This window comes from uncultured Nostoc sp., assembly GCF_964245445.1.
Lineage (GTDB): Bacteria > Cyanobacteriota > Cyanobacteriia > Cyanobacteriales > Nostocaceae > Nostoc.
Map to the genome: position 1 here is coordinate 1 of NZ_CAXTNE010000057.1, position 15,479 is coordinate 15,479.

13 protein-coding genes and 1 pseudogene are annotated in these 15,479 nt (G+C 40.2%); 10 read left to right on the forward strand and 4 right to left on the reverse strand.

Going from position 1 to position 15,479, the window contains the following annotated elements:
• The first annotated feature begins 111 nt into the window (after nt 1-111).
• Nucleotides 112-1,050, forward strand: coding sequence for an NAD-dependent epimerase/dehydratase family protein (locus tag ACFE90_RS12570; protein ID WP_375500925.1), 939 nt, complete (start codon nt 112-114; stop codon nt 1,048-1,050).
• A 43-nt stretch (nt 1,051-1,093) separates the two neighbouring features.
• Here ACFE90_RS12570 and ACFE90_RS12575 read toward each other — a convergent pair whose 3' ends face one another.
• The gene (locus tag ACFE90_RS12575; protein WP_375500927.1) at nt 1,094-1,219 is read right to left on the reverse strand and encodes a hypothetical protein; all 126 of its coding nucleotides are present in this window, start codon (nt 1,217-1,219) and stop codon (nt 1,094-1,096) included.
• 175 nt (nt 1,220-1,394) lie between these two features.
• Here ACFE90_RS12575 and ACFE90_RS12580 point away from each other — a divergent pair, with 175 nt between their 5' ends.
• The gene (locus tag ACFE90_RS12580) at nt 1,395-2,117 is read left to right on the forward strand and encodes a hypothetical protein (RefSeq protein WP_375500929.1); all 723 of its coding nucleotides are present in this window, start codon (nt 1,395-1,397) and stop codon (nt 2,115-2,117) included.
• 40 nt (nt 2,118-2,157) lie between these two features.
• On the forward strand, nt 2,158-3,042 hold the full coding sequence (locus ACFE90_RS12585) for an SMP-30/gluconolactonase/LRE family protein (protein ID WP_375500931.1): 885 nt from the start codon (nt 2,158-2,160) through the stop codon (nt 3,040-3,042).
• 361 nt (nt 3,043-3,403) lie between these two features.
• Here ACFE90_RS12585 and ACFE90_RS12590 read toward each other — a convergent pair whose 3' ends face one another.
• The gene (locus tag ACFE90_RS12590) at nt 3,404-5,578 is read right to left on the reverse strand and encodes a DEAD/DEAH box helicase (RefSeq protein WP_375500933.1); all 2,175 of its coding nucleotides are present in this window, start codon (nt 5,576-5,578) and stop codon (nt 3,404-3,406) included.
• A 267-nt stretch (nt 5,579-5,845) separates the two neighbouring features.
• Here ACFE90_RS12590 and ACFE90_RS12595 point away from each other — a divergent pair, with 267 nt between their 5' ends.
• Together ACFE90_RS12595 and ACFE90_RS12600 are read left to right on the forward strand one after the other, a co-directional pair.
• Nucleotides 5,846-6,283 (forward strand): DoxX family protein, encoded by a 438-nt coding sequence (locus ACFE90_RS12595; protein ID WP_375500935.1) that lies wholly within the window; start codon nt 5,846-5,848, stop codon nt 6,281-6,283.
• A gap of 25 nt (nt 6,284-6,308) precedes the next feature.
• Nucleotides 6,309-6,875 (forward strand): DUF2808 domain-containing protein, encoded by a 567-nt coding sequence (locus tag ACFE90_RS12600; RefSeq protein WP_375500937.1) that lies wholly within the window; start codon nt 6,309-6,311, stop codon nt 6,873-6,875.
• 97 nt (nt 6,876-6,972) lie between these two features.
• On the opposite strand, the pseudogene ACFE90_RS12605 reads toward ACFE90_RS12600, so the two are convergent.
• Nucleotides 6,973-7,188: pseudogene (locus tag ACFE90_RS12605) on the reverse strand (Uma2 family endonuclease); the annotation flags it as partial.
• 94 nt (nt 7,189-7,282) lie between these two features.
• Here ACFE90_RS12605 and ACFE90_RS12610 point away from each other — a divergent pair.
• From ACFE90_RS12610 to ACFE90_RS12630, 5 genes are all read left to right on the forward strand, one after another.
• On the forward strand, nt 7,283-8,275 hold the full coding sequence (locus ACFE90_RS12610; protein ID WP_375500939.1) for a DUF6745 domain-containing protein: 993 nt from the start codon (nt 7,283-7,285) through the stop codon (nt 8,273-8,275).
• Nucleotides 8,276-8,280: 5 nt separating this feature from the next.
• A complete protein-coding gene (locus ACFE90_RS12615) occupies nt 8,281-8,991 on the forward strand; it encodes a TIGR04283 family arsenosugar biosynthesis glycosyltransferase (protein WP_375500941.1) in 711 nt (236 codons plus the stop codon).
• A 358-nt stretch (nt 8,992-9,349) separates the two neighbouring features.
• Nucleotides 9,350-9,487: a hypothetical protein gene (locus ACFE90_RS12620; RefSeq protein ID WP_375500943.1), complete on the forward strand. Its 138-nt coding sequence runs from the start codon at nt 9,350-9,352 to the stop codon at nt 9,485-9,487.
• Nucleotides 9,456-10,229: a TVP38/TMEM64 family protein gene (locus ACFE90_RS12625; RefSeq protein ID WP_375500945.1), complete on the forward strand. Its 774-nt coding sequence runs from the start codon at nt 9,456-9,458 to the stop codon at nt 10,227-10,229. The genes ACFE90_RS12620 and ACFE90_RS12625 overlap by 32 nt, the downstream gene beginning before the upstream one ends.
• 273 nt (nt 10,230-10,502) lie before the next feature.
• Entirely contained in the window at nt 10,503-12,053 is a 1,551-nt protein-coding gene (locus ACFE90_RS12630; protein ID WP_375500947.1) for a mercuric reductase, read from the forward strand.
• A gap of 65 nt (nt 12,054-12,118) precedes the next feature.
• On the opposite strand, the gene ACFE90_RS12635 is transcribed toward ACFE90_RS12630, so the two are convergent.
• Nucleotides 12,119-15,124: a PA14 domain-containing protein gene (locus tag ACFE90_RS12635; protein ID WP_375500949.1), complete on the reverse strand. Its 3,006-nt coding sequence runs from the start codon at nt 15,122-15,124 to the stop codon at nt 12,119-12,121.
• Between the last annotated feature and the right edge of the window lie 355 nt (nt 15,125-15,479).

Here is a 15,479-nt window from a genome sequence, read left to right on the forward strand (position 1 = left end):
GAATGGGAAATACCAATAGTTATTCTTCCCCTGCCTCCCCTGCTTTTACCTTACTCCCCACTCCCTACTCCCTACTCCCTTGACAACAACTGATATAGAAATGGTGAATTTATGCGAATTCTAATTATGGGTGGTACTCGGTTCATTGGTGTCTATTTGACTCAACTACTAGTGGAACAAGGACATAAGGTGGTGCTGTTCAATCGGGGAAATCGGCCAGCACCTTCTTTAGAGGGAGTAGGACAAATTATAGGCGATCGCACTGATGCAACTCAATTAAAGGCAAAGTTATCACAAGAAAACTTTGATGTCATTTTTGACAATAACGGGCGGGAACTTACTGATACTCAACCACTAGCAGAGATTTTTCAAGACCGAGTGCAACATTTTGTCTATATGAGTTCTGCGGGGGTGTATCTCAAATCTGACCAATTGCCCCATGTAGAAGGCGATCCAGTAGATCCTAAAAGTCGCCATAAGGGTAAACATGAAACAGAAGCTTATATGACTCAATTGGGATTGCCTTTTACCTCTATTCGTCCTACTTATATTTACGGACCTCGTAATTATAATGAGTTGGAAGGCTGGTTTTTTGACAGAATTGTGCGCGATCGCCCCATTCCCATCCCCGGAAATGGCTTGCATATCACCCAGTTCGGTCATGTAAAAGACTTGGCAAAAGCTTTGACTCAGGTTGTGAGCAATGAACAAGCCATACGACAGATTTATAATATATCTGGCGATCGCTTTGTCACTTTTGATGGTTTAGCGCGTGCTAGTGCTGTGGCGGCTGGCAAATCACCTGATGCTATTAAAATCGTCCATTACGACCCGAAAAAGTTTGATTTCGGCAAGCGCAAAGCTTTTCCGATGCGAGTGCAGCATTTCTTTGCTTCGGTGAACAAAGCACAAACAGAATTAAACTGGCATCCTGAATATGATTTAATTTCTGGGTTACAAGATTCTCTGGAAAATGATTATTTGGCTAATGCAAAAGATAAAGCTGATGTTGATTTCTCTGTAGATGAGGAGATTTTACAAGCTGTTTAACAACAAGATTCCCGACTTTTTAGAGAAGTTGGGAATCTGAGCCTTATATTTCATCTGGATTGATACCCAATTCGCGCAATTTTGCTGCTAATTTATCAGCCCGTCGTCTTTCTTGTTCTAGCTGCGTAGAAATCCAATTTACCGTTTCATCGTACCAACGTAACCACAAGCGTTCGATACCTTCGTATGTTTTCTCGATTGATTTGCTTTATTAAGACTCATCTCATTACAGATGCCTGCGACAATGCCGCAGTACTCAATGTCCTGTACCTTGATATTGAGTTGTAAAGCTGTCATGCTTCGCCAATACAATACTTTTACGCACTTGCAGGTGAGATCAAGCCATGAACACAACAGTTATTAGATTAGCGTCTGTTATAGTTTTCGCATTTGGTATTTTCCAACGCGCGAATGCGGCTCAAATCAATATTGATTTTGAGGATACCGATCTTATTGCAAATTTTGGCGTTACTAGTCTCTCTAGCCGAGGATTTACATTTGTATCAGCTGAAGATCCAGGACTCGGTACACTTATAAATGGTAATCCTTGCAGTCCCAATTGTGCTGCAAATGGTACTAAAACTCTGACTATTTCAGGTTTTGGTGCGGGCGTTGGTTCAGGAGGTACGAGAACCCAACCAGTGAATTTAAGTAACGATAAAGGTTTACCTTTCCAATTGCTTGCTCTTGATATTGCTGAGTTTACAAATACCTCAATATTCAATGCAGATCGGATTCAATTGACGGGTAATGTTATAGGTGGCGGAACGCTCGCCCAGGTGTTATTTATTGATGGTATAAACGATGGCCCTGGAGGTGTTGCTGATTTTGAAGCAGCAGTATTAGATGCGGCTTGGAGTACAACATCTTTACTCTCGCTAAAGTTCCAGGGCTTTCGCGGCGGTACATTTTCTTTTTTTAATGAAGGTTTTATACTGGACAACATCAAAGTAAATGTCGCTGTCCCCGAATCTTCTTCGACATTAAGTCTTATGGTTTTGGGTGGCTTAGGCTTGGGTTCACTTATCAAACGGAAACTGTTAAATCAGCCAAAAAGAAGCTTATAACTGAAATTACTTTCTGTAATTGGTGTTATTGGTTGATAAAATGAACGAACTGCAATATCCACTACACAATGTTCTAGAAGCCCGCGCGCGTTTAGGTGAAGGCCCCATCTGGGACTCTACCCAAAACCTACTATACTGGGTCGATATTTTTAACCATCGGGTGCATCAGTTCAATCCTGCTACAGGGAAAAACAGCTTTTTTGATGTGGGAGATGTCGTAGGTGCGATCGCAACAGCAGGTGCAGATAGATTAATTATGGCACTGCGTCATCACCTGGCATTCCTCAACACCCAGACAGGTGAAGTTACCCCAATTTTAGAACTTGAAGGACATCTACCAGATAATCGTTTTAATGATGGTAAATGTGACTTTCAAGGACGTTTCTGGTTCGGTTCAATGTGCTCTTTGGAAAAACCCCAGGCTAGCCTTTATCGCTATGACAATGATGGTTCATTGCATGTAATGGAAACTGGATTGACTATTTCTAATGGTTTAGGGTGGAGTCCAGATCAAAAGACATTTTACTTAACAGATTCTCCTCAGCAAAAAATATATGCTTATGACTTTAATCCAGTAACAGGAAATATTAGTAATCGCCGGATTTTTGTTGATTTAACTCATGAATCCTTCCATCCAGATGGGTTGACAATAGACAGTGAAGGACATATTTGGTCAGCTATGTGGGATGGATGGTGTGTGATTCGTTTCAATCCCAAGGGTGAAGAGATATTGCGGATAAAGCTACCTGTGCAAGTGCCAACTAGCTGTACTTTTGGCGGCAAAGATTTGCAAACACTTTACATAACCACTGCTTCAGTTGGACTCAGCCAAGCAGACATCGAAAAAAGTTTCTACTCTGGTGATTTGTTTGCTCTCCAAACTGATGTTCTTGGATTACCTAATTATGATTTTAAGGAATTATAGTGATTCTCGACCCAGTGAGGTACAATTTTGACCTCTCTCCTAAAAGGAGAGAGGCTTTGAAATTTTCCCCCTTCCCAAAGCGGGAAGGGGGTTAGGGGGTTAGGTCTATTTGCCTACCTGTACCTCACCGGATTGAAAATGGCTATATCCCTCTTCTGTCACTTTCCATAGATAAAAATCTAGAATCATTGCCACATAAGGGTTTCAGTCTAAAGCAATGAGAATGTTTATCATATTAGAAAATAAAGTCACAAACCCAGTCACAGTCAAAGTTTTAAACATTGCTTTTGATTTTTGTTTCCGGAGAGTGACAAAAGCGGGATATAGAAATTTACAGATAATTTAACTATTATGCTATATTTTATTCTCTCCAAAGTGCCACTTGCTGTTTAAGTTCTTTCATATCTAAAGAATCGCTAGCAAAAGCTTTTCGTAAAAGTGAATGAGGAATAAACTGATCATACTTTTGAATTTCCGGTGCTTCTGAAGTACTGAGTAAATCTTCTGAGCTAATTCTTTGCTCACACAATGAAGCAATTTCGTGATAAAGATATTTAAATTTATCCTTGCCTAATTTAATTGTTAAATAATAGGGATTTACTCCGCCAATACTTGTAATTTCCAACGATTCTCGACAGTAGTAATTGATTAATCTTTCTAAAGTGCGGTAAGCAATCGTACCCATCCAGGGAAAAATGCAGCATTTACCCTTTTCTAATTGCAATATATTTTGTTTATCTAATCCTACCTGCTGCACTAATTGGCGAACTTTACGTAAACGTTGCAAAGCATTTTTTTGTAAATAGCTGTACTCGACATTTTCAAATAGAACTTGTTGCATTCGTTGCAAAACCTTGGTATGAATAGTACCACCAGTACCACGCCAATAAATACTAGCTTTACCCTCGGCTTGTTTAACAAAAATAGCTTTCTTTTTAAAGTCAACTTCTACGACTTCCCAAGTTCTCCCAGCTAAAGCAAATTGATTTCCAACAGCAGGCGGTGTGACGATACTGCCAATTTGCGTTGCACCTTGCTTAACAATATATTCTTGCTGTTCAGCAAAGACAGCATAAAACTGGAATTTTCTCACAATCTTTTCTCCTGCCAAACCTAGGATTAATTTACCTTGCTCAGTATGCTGAATATGACCAATATCAATTAAATAGCGTAGCAATAATTGAAAATCATCTTTTAAAATAGCAGCAAAGGGCGGCAAGCTAAAAATTTGTTTAGCTAAGGCATTAGGTGAAATTTCCCCTGCTGCTGTTAAAATACTCATTGTTTGGTGATAAAGCAAACTTAAAGGATATTTAATCGGTCTGATTGGTTCAATCCATTTTTCCTCTAAATAAAGTTGAATGATAGCAATAGACTGCAAAAGTTGCCAGGGTATTTGCTCCGGTAGAGAAGCTTCTGATAATGGTTTCTCTTCAGCACAGATAAAGCGCATATCGGTAGATTTACCTCTTCTGCCACTACGTCCTAAACGCTGTAAAAAGCTAGCTACAGACAAGGGTGATTCTAACTGAATAACTCGCTCTAAATGACCGATATCTATGCCTAATTCTAAAGTCAGAGTGGCGGCGGTAACTGCTGGATTGTTGGGTTCACGCATCGCATTTTCAGCAGCTTGCCGCAAGCTAGCAGATATACTCCCATGATGCACATGATATATATCTGGTAACCTTTGTTCTGTGGCAATTTTTCGCAAAGATGCTATTACAGATTCAGTTTGTGTGCGATTATTAGCGAATATCAGACATTTGCTAGATTGGCTGAGGTTGAAAATATATTTTTCATAAGCTGTTACATCTGATTCATCTACTTCATCAGTAATATAAAAATGTTCTACAGCTAGTTTAATTTGGCGTTTTATACCGTCAGTTTGCGGTGTAATCACTGGCTTATCTGTTCCTGAACGCAACCAATCTTCAGCTATTGAGTAATCACCAAGAGTTGCCGACAAACCAATACGGCGCGGTTGCTTTTGCGTTAACTTTGCTAAACGTTGTAATTGGCAAATAATTTGACAACCGCGTTCGGAACCCATAAAGGCGTGAATCTCGTCAATGATGACAAATCTTAAATCACCAAATAGGCGAAGGAGGTCGTTATTTTTGTTTATTAACAAGCTTTCTAGAGATTCTGGTGTAATTTGTAGAATACCTTGAGGATTTTTTAAAAGTTTGTTTTTTCGAGTTTGAGAAACATCACCGTGCCAGTGCCAAACTGGAATATCTGCTTCTTTAAGTAAGTCGTTTAGGCGCTCAAATTGATCATTAATTAAAGCTTTGATTGGACTTATATATAATACCCCTACAGTTGCAGCAGGGTTAGCATGTAATAAAGTCAAAACTGGTAGAAAAGCTGCTTCTGTTTTACCCGCAGCAGTTGCAGCAGTAACTAGCAAATGAGCATCAGTGTCAAATATAACTTGACAAGCGGCAATTTGAACTGGTCGTAATTCAGTCCACTGGTGATGATAAATATATTCTTGGATGAAGGGTGCAAGTCGGTTAAAGGCATCGCTCATGTTTTTTATGAATAATTAATAACAGGTAATGAATTGACTACTAAATTATTACCATCAAATAAACCTGAGATGATATTATACTAAGCGACGCGAACATTAAATAATCGCTCACATCGCTGTAAGATGTGATGGGCAATTAGATAAATCTCTTAATTAAATGGGATTTTGGAAAAATTTGCTGATTCTCCTCCTGTTGACTCAAGACAGATTAACATCCATAAATCAAACTAAAGTAATAGGAACAAGTATATAAATCAGGCAAAACTCATGAATAAATATAAGGAAATATTACGAGTCATCCTTGCGATATGCATTATTGTGGTTGGAGTGACACACTTTATTGTTCCAGGAGAATATGTCAAAATTGTGCCGCCGCAACTACCTTATCCTTTAGGATTAGTTTATCTCAGTGGTTTTTATGAAATTTTGGGTGGTATCGGTTTATTAGTCCCGCCTGTAAGTCAAGCTGCTGCTTGGGGACTTCTTATTCTTTTTATTGCTGTTTACCCTGCCAATATTAATATGGCGGTTAACCTTATCAAGATTGAACATATACCTAATTCACCTTGGGTACACGTAGTCAGGCTTCCTCTTCAAGCAGTTTTAATTGCTTGGGCTTGGTGGTACACGAAATCTTATGATGGGGAAAAACAAGCTTCTATTATTCCCAAGTCGCTCATTCCCAAAGAATTAGAATTGAAATAAGTGCGTTTTTTATATCTGAATTATTATGCGTGTTGCAACTTTGTTTGGGATAACACTCTCGTTAGCAATAAGCATGGGAGGAGTTGCCGTTCCGGTGACTCAAGCGGTGCAGCTTAGAGATGGTACAGTCTACTTTGTCGAACCGCCAAAACTTGTTAAAGCGACAACTACTTACAAAGATGTGAATGTTTGGGGCGGAACTTATTATTTTACTATTAACGTGCCGGAGAATGCTGGAGAATCCCTCCAGAAAGTAACGATCGCACAGAAGCAGGGAGCAGAAAACATCGACTACAAGCTTAAGGATACCCGCGCATTTGTCGGAACTCGCGATCGCAAAGAATCTCGGCTAACACTAGGCCCAGTCACAGCAGAACGCAAGACACGAACAGTTACTGTGAACTTTGATCCGCCTGTGACTCCGGGACAGACAGTTACAATCGCCCTCCGCCCTGTGAGTAATCCCAGCATTTCTGGTGTCTACTTATTGGGTGTCACAGCGTTCCCAGTGGGTGAGAAATCCCACGGACAATTTCTCGGCTTTGGACGGTTTCAGTTTTACAGCAATACAAATAGCTGGTGGTTTCCATAAATACTATGATCTGAACAACACAAGTTTGTGTGGTAACGGCAACTTGTTATGAAATTGCGTAGGCGCAGCCCGCCGCAGGCATCGCAAATGCAAATATTTATCCCCAGATTATTTGTAAATTTAAAATAAATCCTGGTAAAATATCTTCTCCTGATAATTCTTGTGGAGATGCTAGTATTTCGATTGGTTTACCAATACGATAGATTTCTACCTGACGCATTTTCGGATTAATTAACCAGCCTAATTTAACTCCGTTATCGATATATTCCTGCATTTTCGCTTGCGTTTCTCGCAAACTATCGCTTGGTGACATTTTTAAACCAGTAGAGTGGCTTTTTCTTAAATTCTACTAACCAAGTCAAATAACCTGCTTTAATACAAAATAGCCACTGTATCGCATACCTGCTATGTCCGCCGACTATCTGACACCAGAACAACGTGCATTCATACCCCGATATCGAGAAAAATGGCAACACATTGGGCTATCCACTGAACGCATCAACCAACAACACGCAACAGATGCAGTTCGAGCAATATATACTGCACTAGAACTCACGGAACCTGAAATAATTATCGTTGATAGCCCTAACGCTGCGTTGGACTACATCTGGAATTTACTCAAAATTAATTCCTACACAATTCTAGGTAATGCCATAGATAGTTCCTATTGGAGCAGAATTTACAGTAATTTACAATCAGATTTGCTCGTGCGACTAGCCGTTGATTTACAAACAAATTTACGTCCATTGTTTGACAATTATTTGGCACAAGAGTATGCCAATTTACTTCAAAAACAGCTAGAAAAGCAGTGGCAAGATGTTTTTGAACAACAGTTTGGTAAGGACGCTCACCACTTTATTAAAAATATATTTTCTTCGTGCCGAAAACCTGAAACTTTAATCGCAGGAGGTAGTTATTTTGACTTTTGTATTCATAGTTTAAACTATCACCAATTTCAAAATAAAATATTAATTTTAGAAGAGTTTGTTAAGAATTGTGGCTGGACTTTCTTTTTTAAGAATATTGCGATTATCTCCAACCATTCGATCACAATCAGTATTGATAGCAATAACCATCTCCACGCCGAAGATACACCTGCTATAGCGTTTGCAGATGGATATAACTTGTATTCACACCACGGAAAACTAAAGCTCGAACGCACGCTTAAACTCGATGATATCGGCTGGGTAAACTTATTAGAAAAAATGAACACAGTCGAAATTGACTCCTGGGAAGAATACAAGTTGTTACGTATCGTTAGAGAGCGAGTTAATGTCCAGCCTATGCAGTTCCTCAAAGCGACAAATCCCAATACGGGGGAAGTGCGCGTTTCTAGGGTGTCTATGCGGTTCGCATCTGCTATTGAGGCCGTACGCTGGGTAAACCAACGTACAACTTAGCAATCATGAGTCAGAATATTAACACAGCTAGAATTTCTATTATTATTCCGACTCTTAATGAAGCAGAGAATATTAAAGAGGCAATTGCAACTACTCAACCCAATACAAATATAGAAGTAATTGTGGTAGATGGTGGCTCTGATGATGATACTGTAGCGATCGCTCAGTCTTTAGGTGTCAAAGTTATCTCATCGTCTCCCGGTCGTGCTGTGCAAATGAATACGGGTGCTGTAGCTGCTAACGGCGAGATTCTGCTGTTTCTCCATGCAGATACCTGTTTACCGACTGGGTTTGATGACATGGTTCGCACAGCCCTACAACAGCCTGGGACTGTAGCTGGTGCATTTAAGTTGCGGATTGATACATCACTTTTAAGTTTACGATGGGTAGAGTGGGGAATAAATGTGCGATCGCATTTTTACCAAATGCCCTATGGTGACCAAGCAATTTTTTTAACAAAAGCAGTATTTCAGCAAATTGGCAATTTTCCTGAATTGCCTATCATGGAAGACTTTGAACTCATGCGTCGTTTAAAACGCATCGGACGGATTGTAATTATTCCCACACCAGTTGTTACCTCAGCCCGTAGATGGTTACAAAAGGGAGTGTTTAAAACTACGCTGCTTAATCAAATAGTAATTATTGCTTATTTACTCGGCGTTTCACCTGAGCGAATTTGTCACTGGTATCGCCGAGAAAAATTTAAGAGAATTTAAGCTGTTTCTCATGTGGGTAGTATATTTTAGGGGCATTAGATTTGAGGTGTAAGTTTCAACATTGAGCCTCAGCCCCTTTGGGGAAGTCAAAAGTCAAAAGTCAAAAGTCAAAAATTTACCAAGCCCATAAATAAATTTACTTGCTCTGTACCTTTTTATTTATGGTCAACATTGAGCCTCAGAAGGTCAAAGTTGAGCCTCAGAAGGTCAAAGTTGAGCCTCAGAAGGTCAACGTCGAGCCTCAGAAGGTCAAAGTTGAGCTTTTGAAGTTAAATTCCATTCGTTAGCTGGTAATTTTGCCATGATTAACACCTCTTATCAACCAACTACTCCAGAAACTCAAGTCTGGCAATAGGTAATGCGAGTAATTGGGTTGATTGCTACCGTTGCTGTGACTGTGTATATCACAAAAGTTGCTCAAAAAGCATTAGCTCAAAGTGTGGCATTAGAAGAAATAATAATCAATGACAAAATTAACAATAATTCAGATATTTAAAAGTATTAATACCAGAAACTTACAGAAGTTTTTTAGGCTAACTGTATTAATATTACTGATATTGGCTAGTGCTTTTGCATTCAACACAGATGCGGCTTTGGCACAAGAATCTGCAAATCCAAATTCTTTCAATCCTCAAGCCATTTTACGGGACTCGTTACAGTGGATTGATAGCTTGGGTGCGTTGGGAGCCATAGCTTTTATTGCTCTTTATATTATCGCTAGCATCGCTTTTTTCCCAGGTTCTATTCTCACCTTGGGGGCTGGTGTGATTTTTGGTGCAGTTTGGGGTTCTCTCTACGTGTTTATCGGTGCAACCCTTGGCGCTACTGCTGCTTTCCTTGTGGGACGTTATTTAGCAAGGGGCTGGGTTGCTCGGAAAATCGCAGATAACAAAAAATTTGCCGCCATTGACCAAGCGGTTGGTAGAGAAGGATTAAAAATTGTGCTGTTAACGCGACTGTCCCCAATATTTCCTTTCAATTTATTAAACTATGCCTTTGGCATCACAGGAGTTTCACTTAAAGATTACTTCATCGGCTCTGTAGGCATGATTCCCGGAACCATTATGTACGTTTATATTGGTTCCCTTGCAGGTAATCTTGCCATGATTGGTACTGAAGCTCAACCTACCAACCTAACTTTACAATGGGCAATTCGGATTTTGGGTTTGATTGCTACAGTAGCTGTGACAGTTTATGTCACCCGGATTGCGCGCAAAGCTTTAGAAGAGGAATTGTAAGGGCGCACAACTTGTACATTTTTACTGTGGTCTATTCAACTGCAAATTGCTCTAAATTATCAATTGTTGAAATGTTTATACAGCAAAGCTTCAATTGTATCTGTCAATTCCCAAACGGACAAAACAATCCAAAGGCTGTATTCCTTATTAAACAAGCATAAAAAATAAAAGACTGAGCCGCCTAAATTCATTGGGATTCTTAATTTTGAATTTTGAATACCCCCAAAAGGCAGTTGACTTTAGTATTTTCAATTCTTAAAAGAGGTTTTGTTAATGACCAATTCAGATTTAGAGAGAGTTACTGTTCGCCCAACGGATGAGTATAACCAAAAGTTGGTGTCTTACGTTCATCCGCCAAATTGGGTTAATCCTCAACCCGCAGATGTTTACGATTTGGTAGTAATTGGGGCTGGTACGGCGGGGTTAGTAGTGGCTGCGGGTGCGGCGGGTCTAGATTTGGGTTTAAAAGTGGCGATAATTGAAAAGCATCTCATGGGTGGAGATTGCTTAAATGTTGGTTGCGTACCATCTAAAACTATTATTCGGTCTGCTCGCGTTATTGGCGAAATCTGGGATGCTCAAAACTTGGGAGTTAATATTCCCCAACATAATATTGATGTTGATTTTCCCAAAGTCATGGCAAGGATGCGACGGGTAAGGGCTGGTATCAGCCACAACGACTCGGCGGAGCGGTTTCAAAATTTGGGTGTCGATGTCTTTTTGGGTAGCGGCCGATTTGCAACTAAAAATACCGTGGAAGTTGGCGACAAAACTCTCCGCTTTAAAAAAGCTGTAATTGCGACAGGCGCAAGAGCTACACAATTGTCGATTCCGGGAATTGAAAAGGCGGGTTATCTAACTAATGAGACGGTTTTTTCTCTGATTCAACGACCGGAACGTTTAGCGGTGATTGGTGGGGGCCCCATTGGTTGCGAATTGGCGCAAGTTTTCCGGCGTTTGGGTTCTGAGGTGATACTTTTCCATAGCGGTTCTCATCTTCTAAATAAAGAAGATGCTGAGGCTGCTGAAATTCTGCAAAAGATTTTGATGAGCGAAGGAATTCGCGTGGTTCTGAATTCTAAGTTGGAAGAAGTGGTAACTGTTACCGAGGGGAAACGGCTTTACTTTTCCTCCAATGGTCATCGAGATTCGGTGACAGTAGATGAGATTTTAGTTGGTGCGGGGCGATCGCCAAATGTTGAAGGTCTGAATTTAGAAGCAGTGGGTGTAGAATATGACAAGCAGCAAGGTGTGAAGGTAAATGATTATCTCCAGACGACGAATCGCAAAATTTATGCAGCTGGAGATATCTGCATGAACTGGAAGTTTACCCATGCTGCTGATGCTGCGGCGCGAATTGTGATTAAAAATACTCTATTTTCTCCCTTTGGCATAGGACGCTCGAAACTCAGTAGTCTGGTGATGCCGTGGGTAACTTATACTGATCCAGAAATTGCTCATGTAGGATTATACGAACACGAGGCGCAGAAATTGGGTATTGAGGTGACGACAATTAACATACCTTTTAGTAGTGTAGATCGAGCGATCGCAGATGGTGAAGAATCAGGATTTCTCAAAATCCACCATAAAAAGGGGTCTGATGAAATTATTGGTGCAACTATTGTCGCCAGTCATGCGGGTGAGATGATTTCAGAAGTAACTACGGCAATGGTGAATAAAATCGGTTTGAGTAAGTTAAGCAGTGTAATTCATCCTTATCCTACTCAAGCCGAAGCGATTAAAAAAGCTGCTGATGCTTATCGTCGAACCCTCTTGACATCAAATACTAAAAAATTGTTGGAATTTTTAACAAAGTTATCTTGACCAAAATCAGTCAAAATTCAGAATTCTGAATTCAGAATTCTGAATTTTGTTTCGATAATTGTTATCTAAACAGGTAGAAAGCGATCAATCTCACCCCCGGTTAAGTTTGCGTAGTAGAGATTACCATCCTTTCCAGTGGTGATTTGTGTAGGGACTCCTAAATTTGGCCTGTCTGCTTGAGAAGCAAACCGCTTAACTGAGATAATTTTACCCTGGCTATCGAATTTCAAAGCATCAATAGTTCCTTGACTGAAATCACCAACGAATAAGGCATCTTGATAGATTGAGGGAAAAGTATTGCCTGTGTAAAAGTCACCCATGACAATCGAATTAGAACCAAAATGCTTATAAGTGTAAGCTGGTGCTGTAACCGATTTGCCACTACTATAGAAGGCTTTCGCTGCATCTAAGTTAGAATAGTTTGGTTGTTTCAGATTGACGATATTACCATTTGCATCAAGGCCACCTTCATAGAATGGCCAGCCAAAGTTAGCTCCTGGCTTTCCGATATTGACCTCTTCGTAAGAATCGAAGCCAACATCACCAATTACGGGGGTATTGGTGTTTTTATCAATTGTGAAACGGAAGGGGTTACGCAAACCTAAATCATAAACTTTGGAACGATTGCTATTAGGATCGCCGTTGTAGAAAGGATTACTTGATAAACCTTGACCAGTAATCGCATCAATCCGCAGGATCTTACCAGACAGATTATTGACATCCTGAACACGAATTGCTCGGGGATCTATCCCATTGTAAGAAGTGCCATCTCCTAAGCTTACAAACAGAGAACCATCGGTGCCAAAGCGCACAGAACCAACTGAGTGAGATTCACTATCGTTGGCTATAAAATTTTGGACATTTTGGACTTTATCAAGATTATTGAGATAATCCTGTAAGCTGGTAAACGGCTTACCAGTATCTTTGTTGAGAATTCCTGATGGTGCGTAGCCAAGTGAGACATTTGTGCTATTTCCATCTGGGTGGCTAATATTCTCCCAAGTGCCATTAGTACCTAGCAACACAACTTCACTGCCAGCAATCGCAGTAGTGTAATTAGTCTTGGGGTCAGCTTCTACCCTAATTAGCCGTGCAGTCCGATTCCCATTCTGATCGGGATTATCTAATGTGCTATTGGGATTGTTTTTAGAGTTGTTTGGATTGGTTTCTGGTGGATCGTAGGTATACAACAGGTAAACGTAGTTTTTGGGGTTTGTGGCTTTGCCAAAATCTGGATGTACGGCAATGCCTAAAAGACCGCGATCGCGCGTATCATTAACCTGTCCAGAGATATCGATAAATGGTGTTGATAATAAAGTGCCGTTGTTCAAGACTCGCACTATCCCATTTTTCTGGGCAATGAACATGCTCTTACCGTCAGATGTCCAATCAAAAGCTGTAGGTTGATTTAAACCAGAAGCTACCGTCTCTAAAGCAAAGTTACCAGCGTCATCATCAATAATAGTGATAGTTGTCTGTTGAGTATTTAGCTGCACTCCAACTGCGTTACTGAACTTCAAAGTAAATGTTTCATTTACCTCCCCAACGGTGTCATTCTTAAGAACTATAGAAATGGTCTTGCTGGCTTGTCCTGCTGCAAAGGACAAGGTTCCGGATACATCGTGGTAGTCAGATCCAGCTTTAGCAGTCCCATCCACGGTTATGTAGTCCAGGCTAGCAGCCCCCAAAGTGTTACCCCGTGTAACTGTCACCGTAGCAGTACCGTCACCCTCATTCACTACTGGCTTACTGAAATCGAGGCTAGAGCGATCATTATCTTGAATGGTAATTCCGAGAGTTCTTTGAAGTCCTAATGTTGCCCCCTCTGGCTGATCGATGACAAAACTGAAGGTTTCATCTGCTTCTGCTAAGGAATCGTCATTGATCGGAATGGATATCTGTCTGCTGCTTTGTCCTGACGCAAAAATAAGTGTTCCAGCGCTTTCGGTGCCTTCACTTCCGTAGTCAACTCCTGCTGTGGCAGTACCAGCTAAGGTTGCATACTTGATTGAAGATGTGCTGCTTAAATCACCAGTTCTCAATAACGTTATGGTCACACTATCAGCACCTTCGTTGACAGTTGTGGAAGATGATCCTAATGTGATAACGGTCTGAATATTTGGTGAATATAGTTGTGACTGAGGAATAATTTCTTTGGTCTGAGAGGAACTTGACCAAGACAGTTGAGAAACGGCCTCGTATTTATTTTCGTAGTACTCAAGTTTAATATCGTACTTCTGACCTGCAACCAGTGCGATCGCGCCACTGTGTTCTGTAGCAGATTGATTGACAAACTTATTGATGATTTGCTGACCATTGACCCACAGTCGCACACCATCATCACTAGTGGTATAGAAGTTGTAAGTCTCGCTGTACTTGGCTTCTACTTGACCCGTCCAACGCACCGAGAAGGTATCTGCACCGATGGATGGATCTGGAGACTTATCACCCCAGTTAAAGTTGACTGTCGGATCTGTGCGAGTTTGCTTCAAGTTGGTGAAGTCGATGTTGTCGTAGTACTCTGCTTTGAGTCCGTTACCATTACCAGCTGTGGTGACCTTACTATACAGTTGCGATTGAGGAATGATTTCTTTGGTCTGAGAGGAACTTGACCAAGACAGTTGAGAAACGGCCTCGTATTTATTTTCGTAGTACTCAAGTTTAATATCGTACTTCTGACCTGCAACCAGTGCGATCGCGCCACTGTGTTCTGTAGCAGATTGATTGACAAACTTATTGATGATTTGCTGACCATTGACCCACAGTCGCACACCATCATCACTAGTGGTATAGAAGTTGTAAGTCTCGCTGTACTTGGCTTCTACTTGACCCGTCCAACGCACCGAGAAGGTATCTGCACCGATGGATGGATCTGGAGACTTATCACCCCAGTTAAAGTTGACTGTCGGATCTGTGCGAGTTTGCTTCAAGTTGGTGAAGTCGATGTTGTCGTAGTACTCTGCTTTGAGTCCATTCCCTTGAGATAATACGCGATCAATGCTTTGTAGAGAGGATTGAGGACTTATTGGACTTAGAGATGTTGACAACAGTTGATTTTGTGAATCAGTCATTGAGATATGTGCCTCACAATAGTATTAAAAGTAATTCCATAATCAATGTTCAATAATCAGTTTCTTATTGAATATTTTCAAAAAGATATGTAGCTTTTTTATCTAATAATTTATTAAAAAAGCAATAGATAACTGACTATTGTATTTTTAATATCGATATTATTCCATTCAATTATTGATACATTTTTTGTGTGTCTACTATTTTTTTAATTTGCTTATTTATACTGCTTATTTGTACAAATATTAAAATAAAACAGTATAAAGTTATATATATTGCTTTATCTTCCTTAAAAGCAGATATATATAAAAATGTGTATGACAAAAAATACCAGAGATTACTTTAAGGTTGTATTAG

What these genes read in the sequence shown, in the direction of transcription:
- ACFE90_RS12570 (WP_375500925.1), top strand. Translation starts at nt 112, where the DNA reads ATGCGAATTCTAATTATGGGTGGTACTCGGTTCATTGGTGTCTATTTG.
- ACFE90_RS12580 (WP_375500929.1), top strand. Translation starts at nt 1,395, where the DNA reads ATGAACACAACAGTTATTAGATTAGCGTCTGTTATAGTTTTCGCATTT.
- ACFE90_RS12585 (WP_375500931.1), top strand. Translation starts at nt 2,158, where the DNA reads ATGAACGAACTGCAATATCCACTACACAATGTTCTAGAAGCCCGCGCG.
- ACFE90_RS12590 (WP_375500933.1), bottom strand. Translation starts at nt 5,578, where the DNA reads ATGAGCGATGCCTTTAACCGACTTGCACCCTTCATCCAAGAATATATT.
- ACFE90_RS12595 (WP_375500935.1), top strand. Translation starts at nt 5,846, where the DNA reads ATGAATAAATATAAGGAAATATTACGAGTCATCCTTGCGATATGCATT.
- ACFE90_RS12600 (WP_375500937.1), top strand. Translation starts at nt 6,309, where the DNA reads ATGCGTGTTGCAACTTTGTTTGGGATAACACTCTCGTTAGCAATAAGC.
- ACFE90_RS12610 (WP_375500939.1), top strand. Translation starts at nt 7,283, where the DNA reads ATGTCCGCCGACTATCTGACACCAGAACAACGTGCATTCATACCCCGA.
- ACFE90_RS12615 (WP_375500941.1), top strand. Translation starts at nt 8,281, where the DNA reads ATGAGTCAGAATATTAACACAGCTAGAATTTCTATTATTATTCCGACT.
- ACFE90_RS12620 (WP_375500943.1), top strand. Translation starts at nt 9,350, where the DNA reads ATGCGAGTAATTGGGTTGATTGCTACCGTTGCTGTGACTGTGTATATC.
- ACFE90_RS12625 (WP_375500945.1), top strand. Translation starts at nt 9,456, where the DNA reads ATGACAAAATTAACAATAATTCAGATATTTAAAAGTATTAATACCAGA.
- ACFE90_RS12630 (WP_375500947.1), top strand. Translation starts at nt 10,503, where the DNA reads ATGACCAATTCAGATTTAGAGAGAGTTACTGTTCGCCCAACGGATGAG.
- ACFE90_RS12635 (WP_375500949.1), bottom strand. Translation starts at nt 15,124, where the DNA reads ATGACTGATTCACAAAATCAACTGTTGTCAACATCTCTAAGTCCAATA.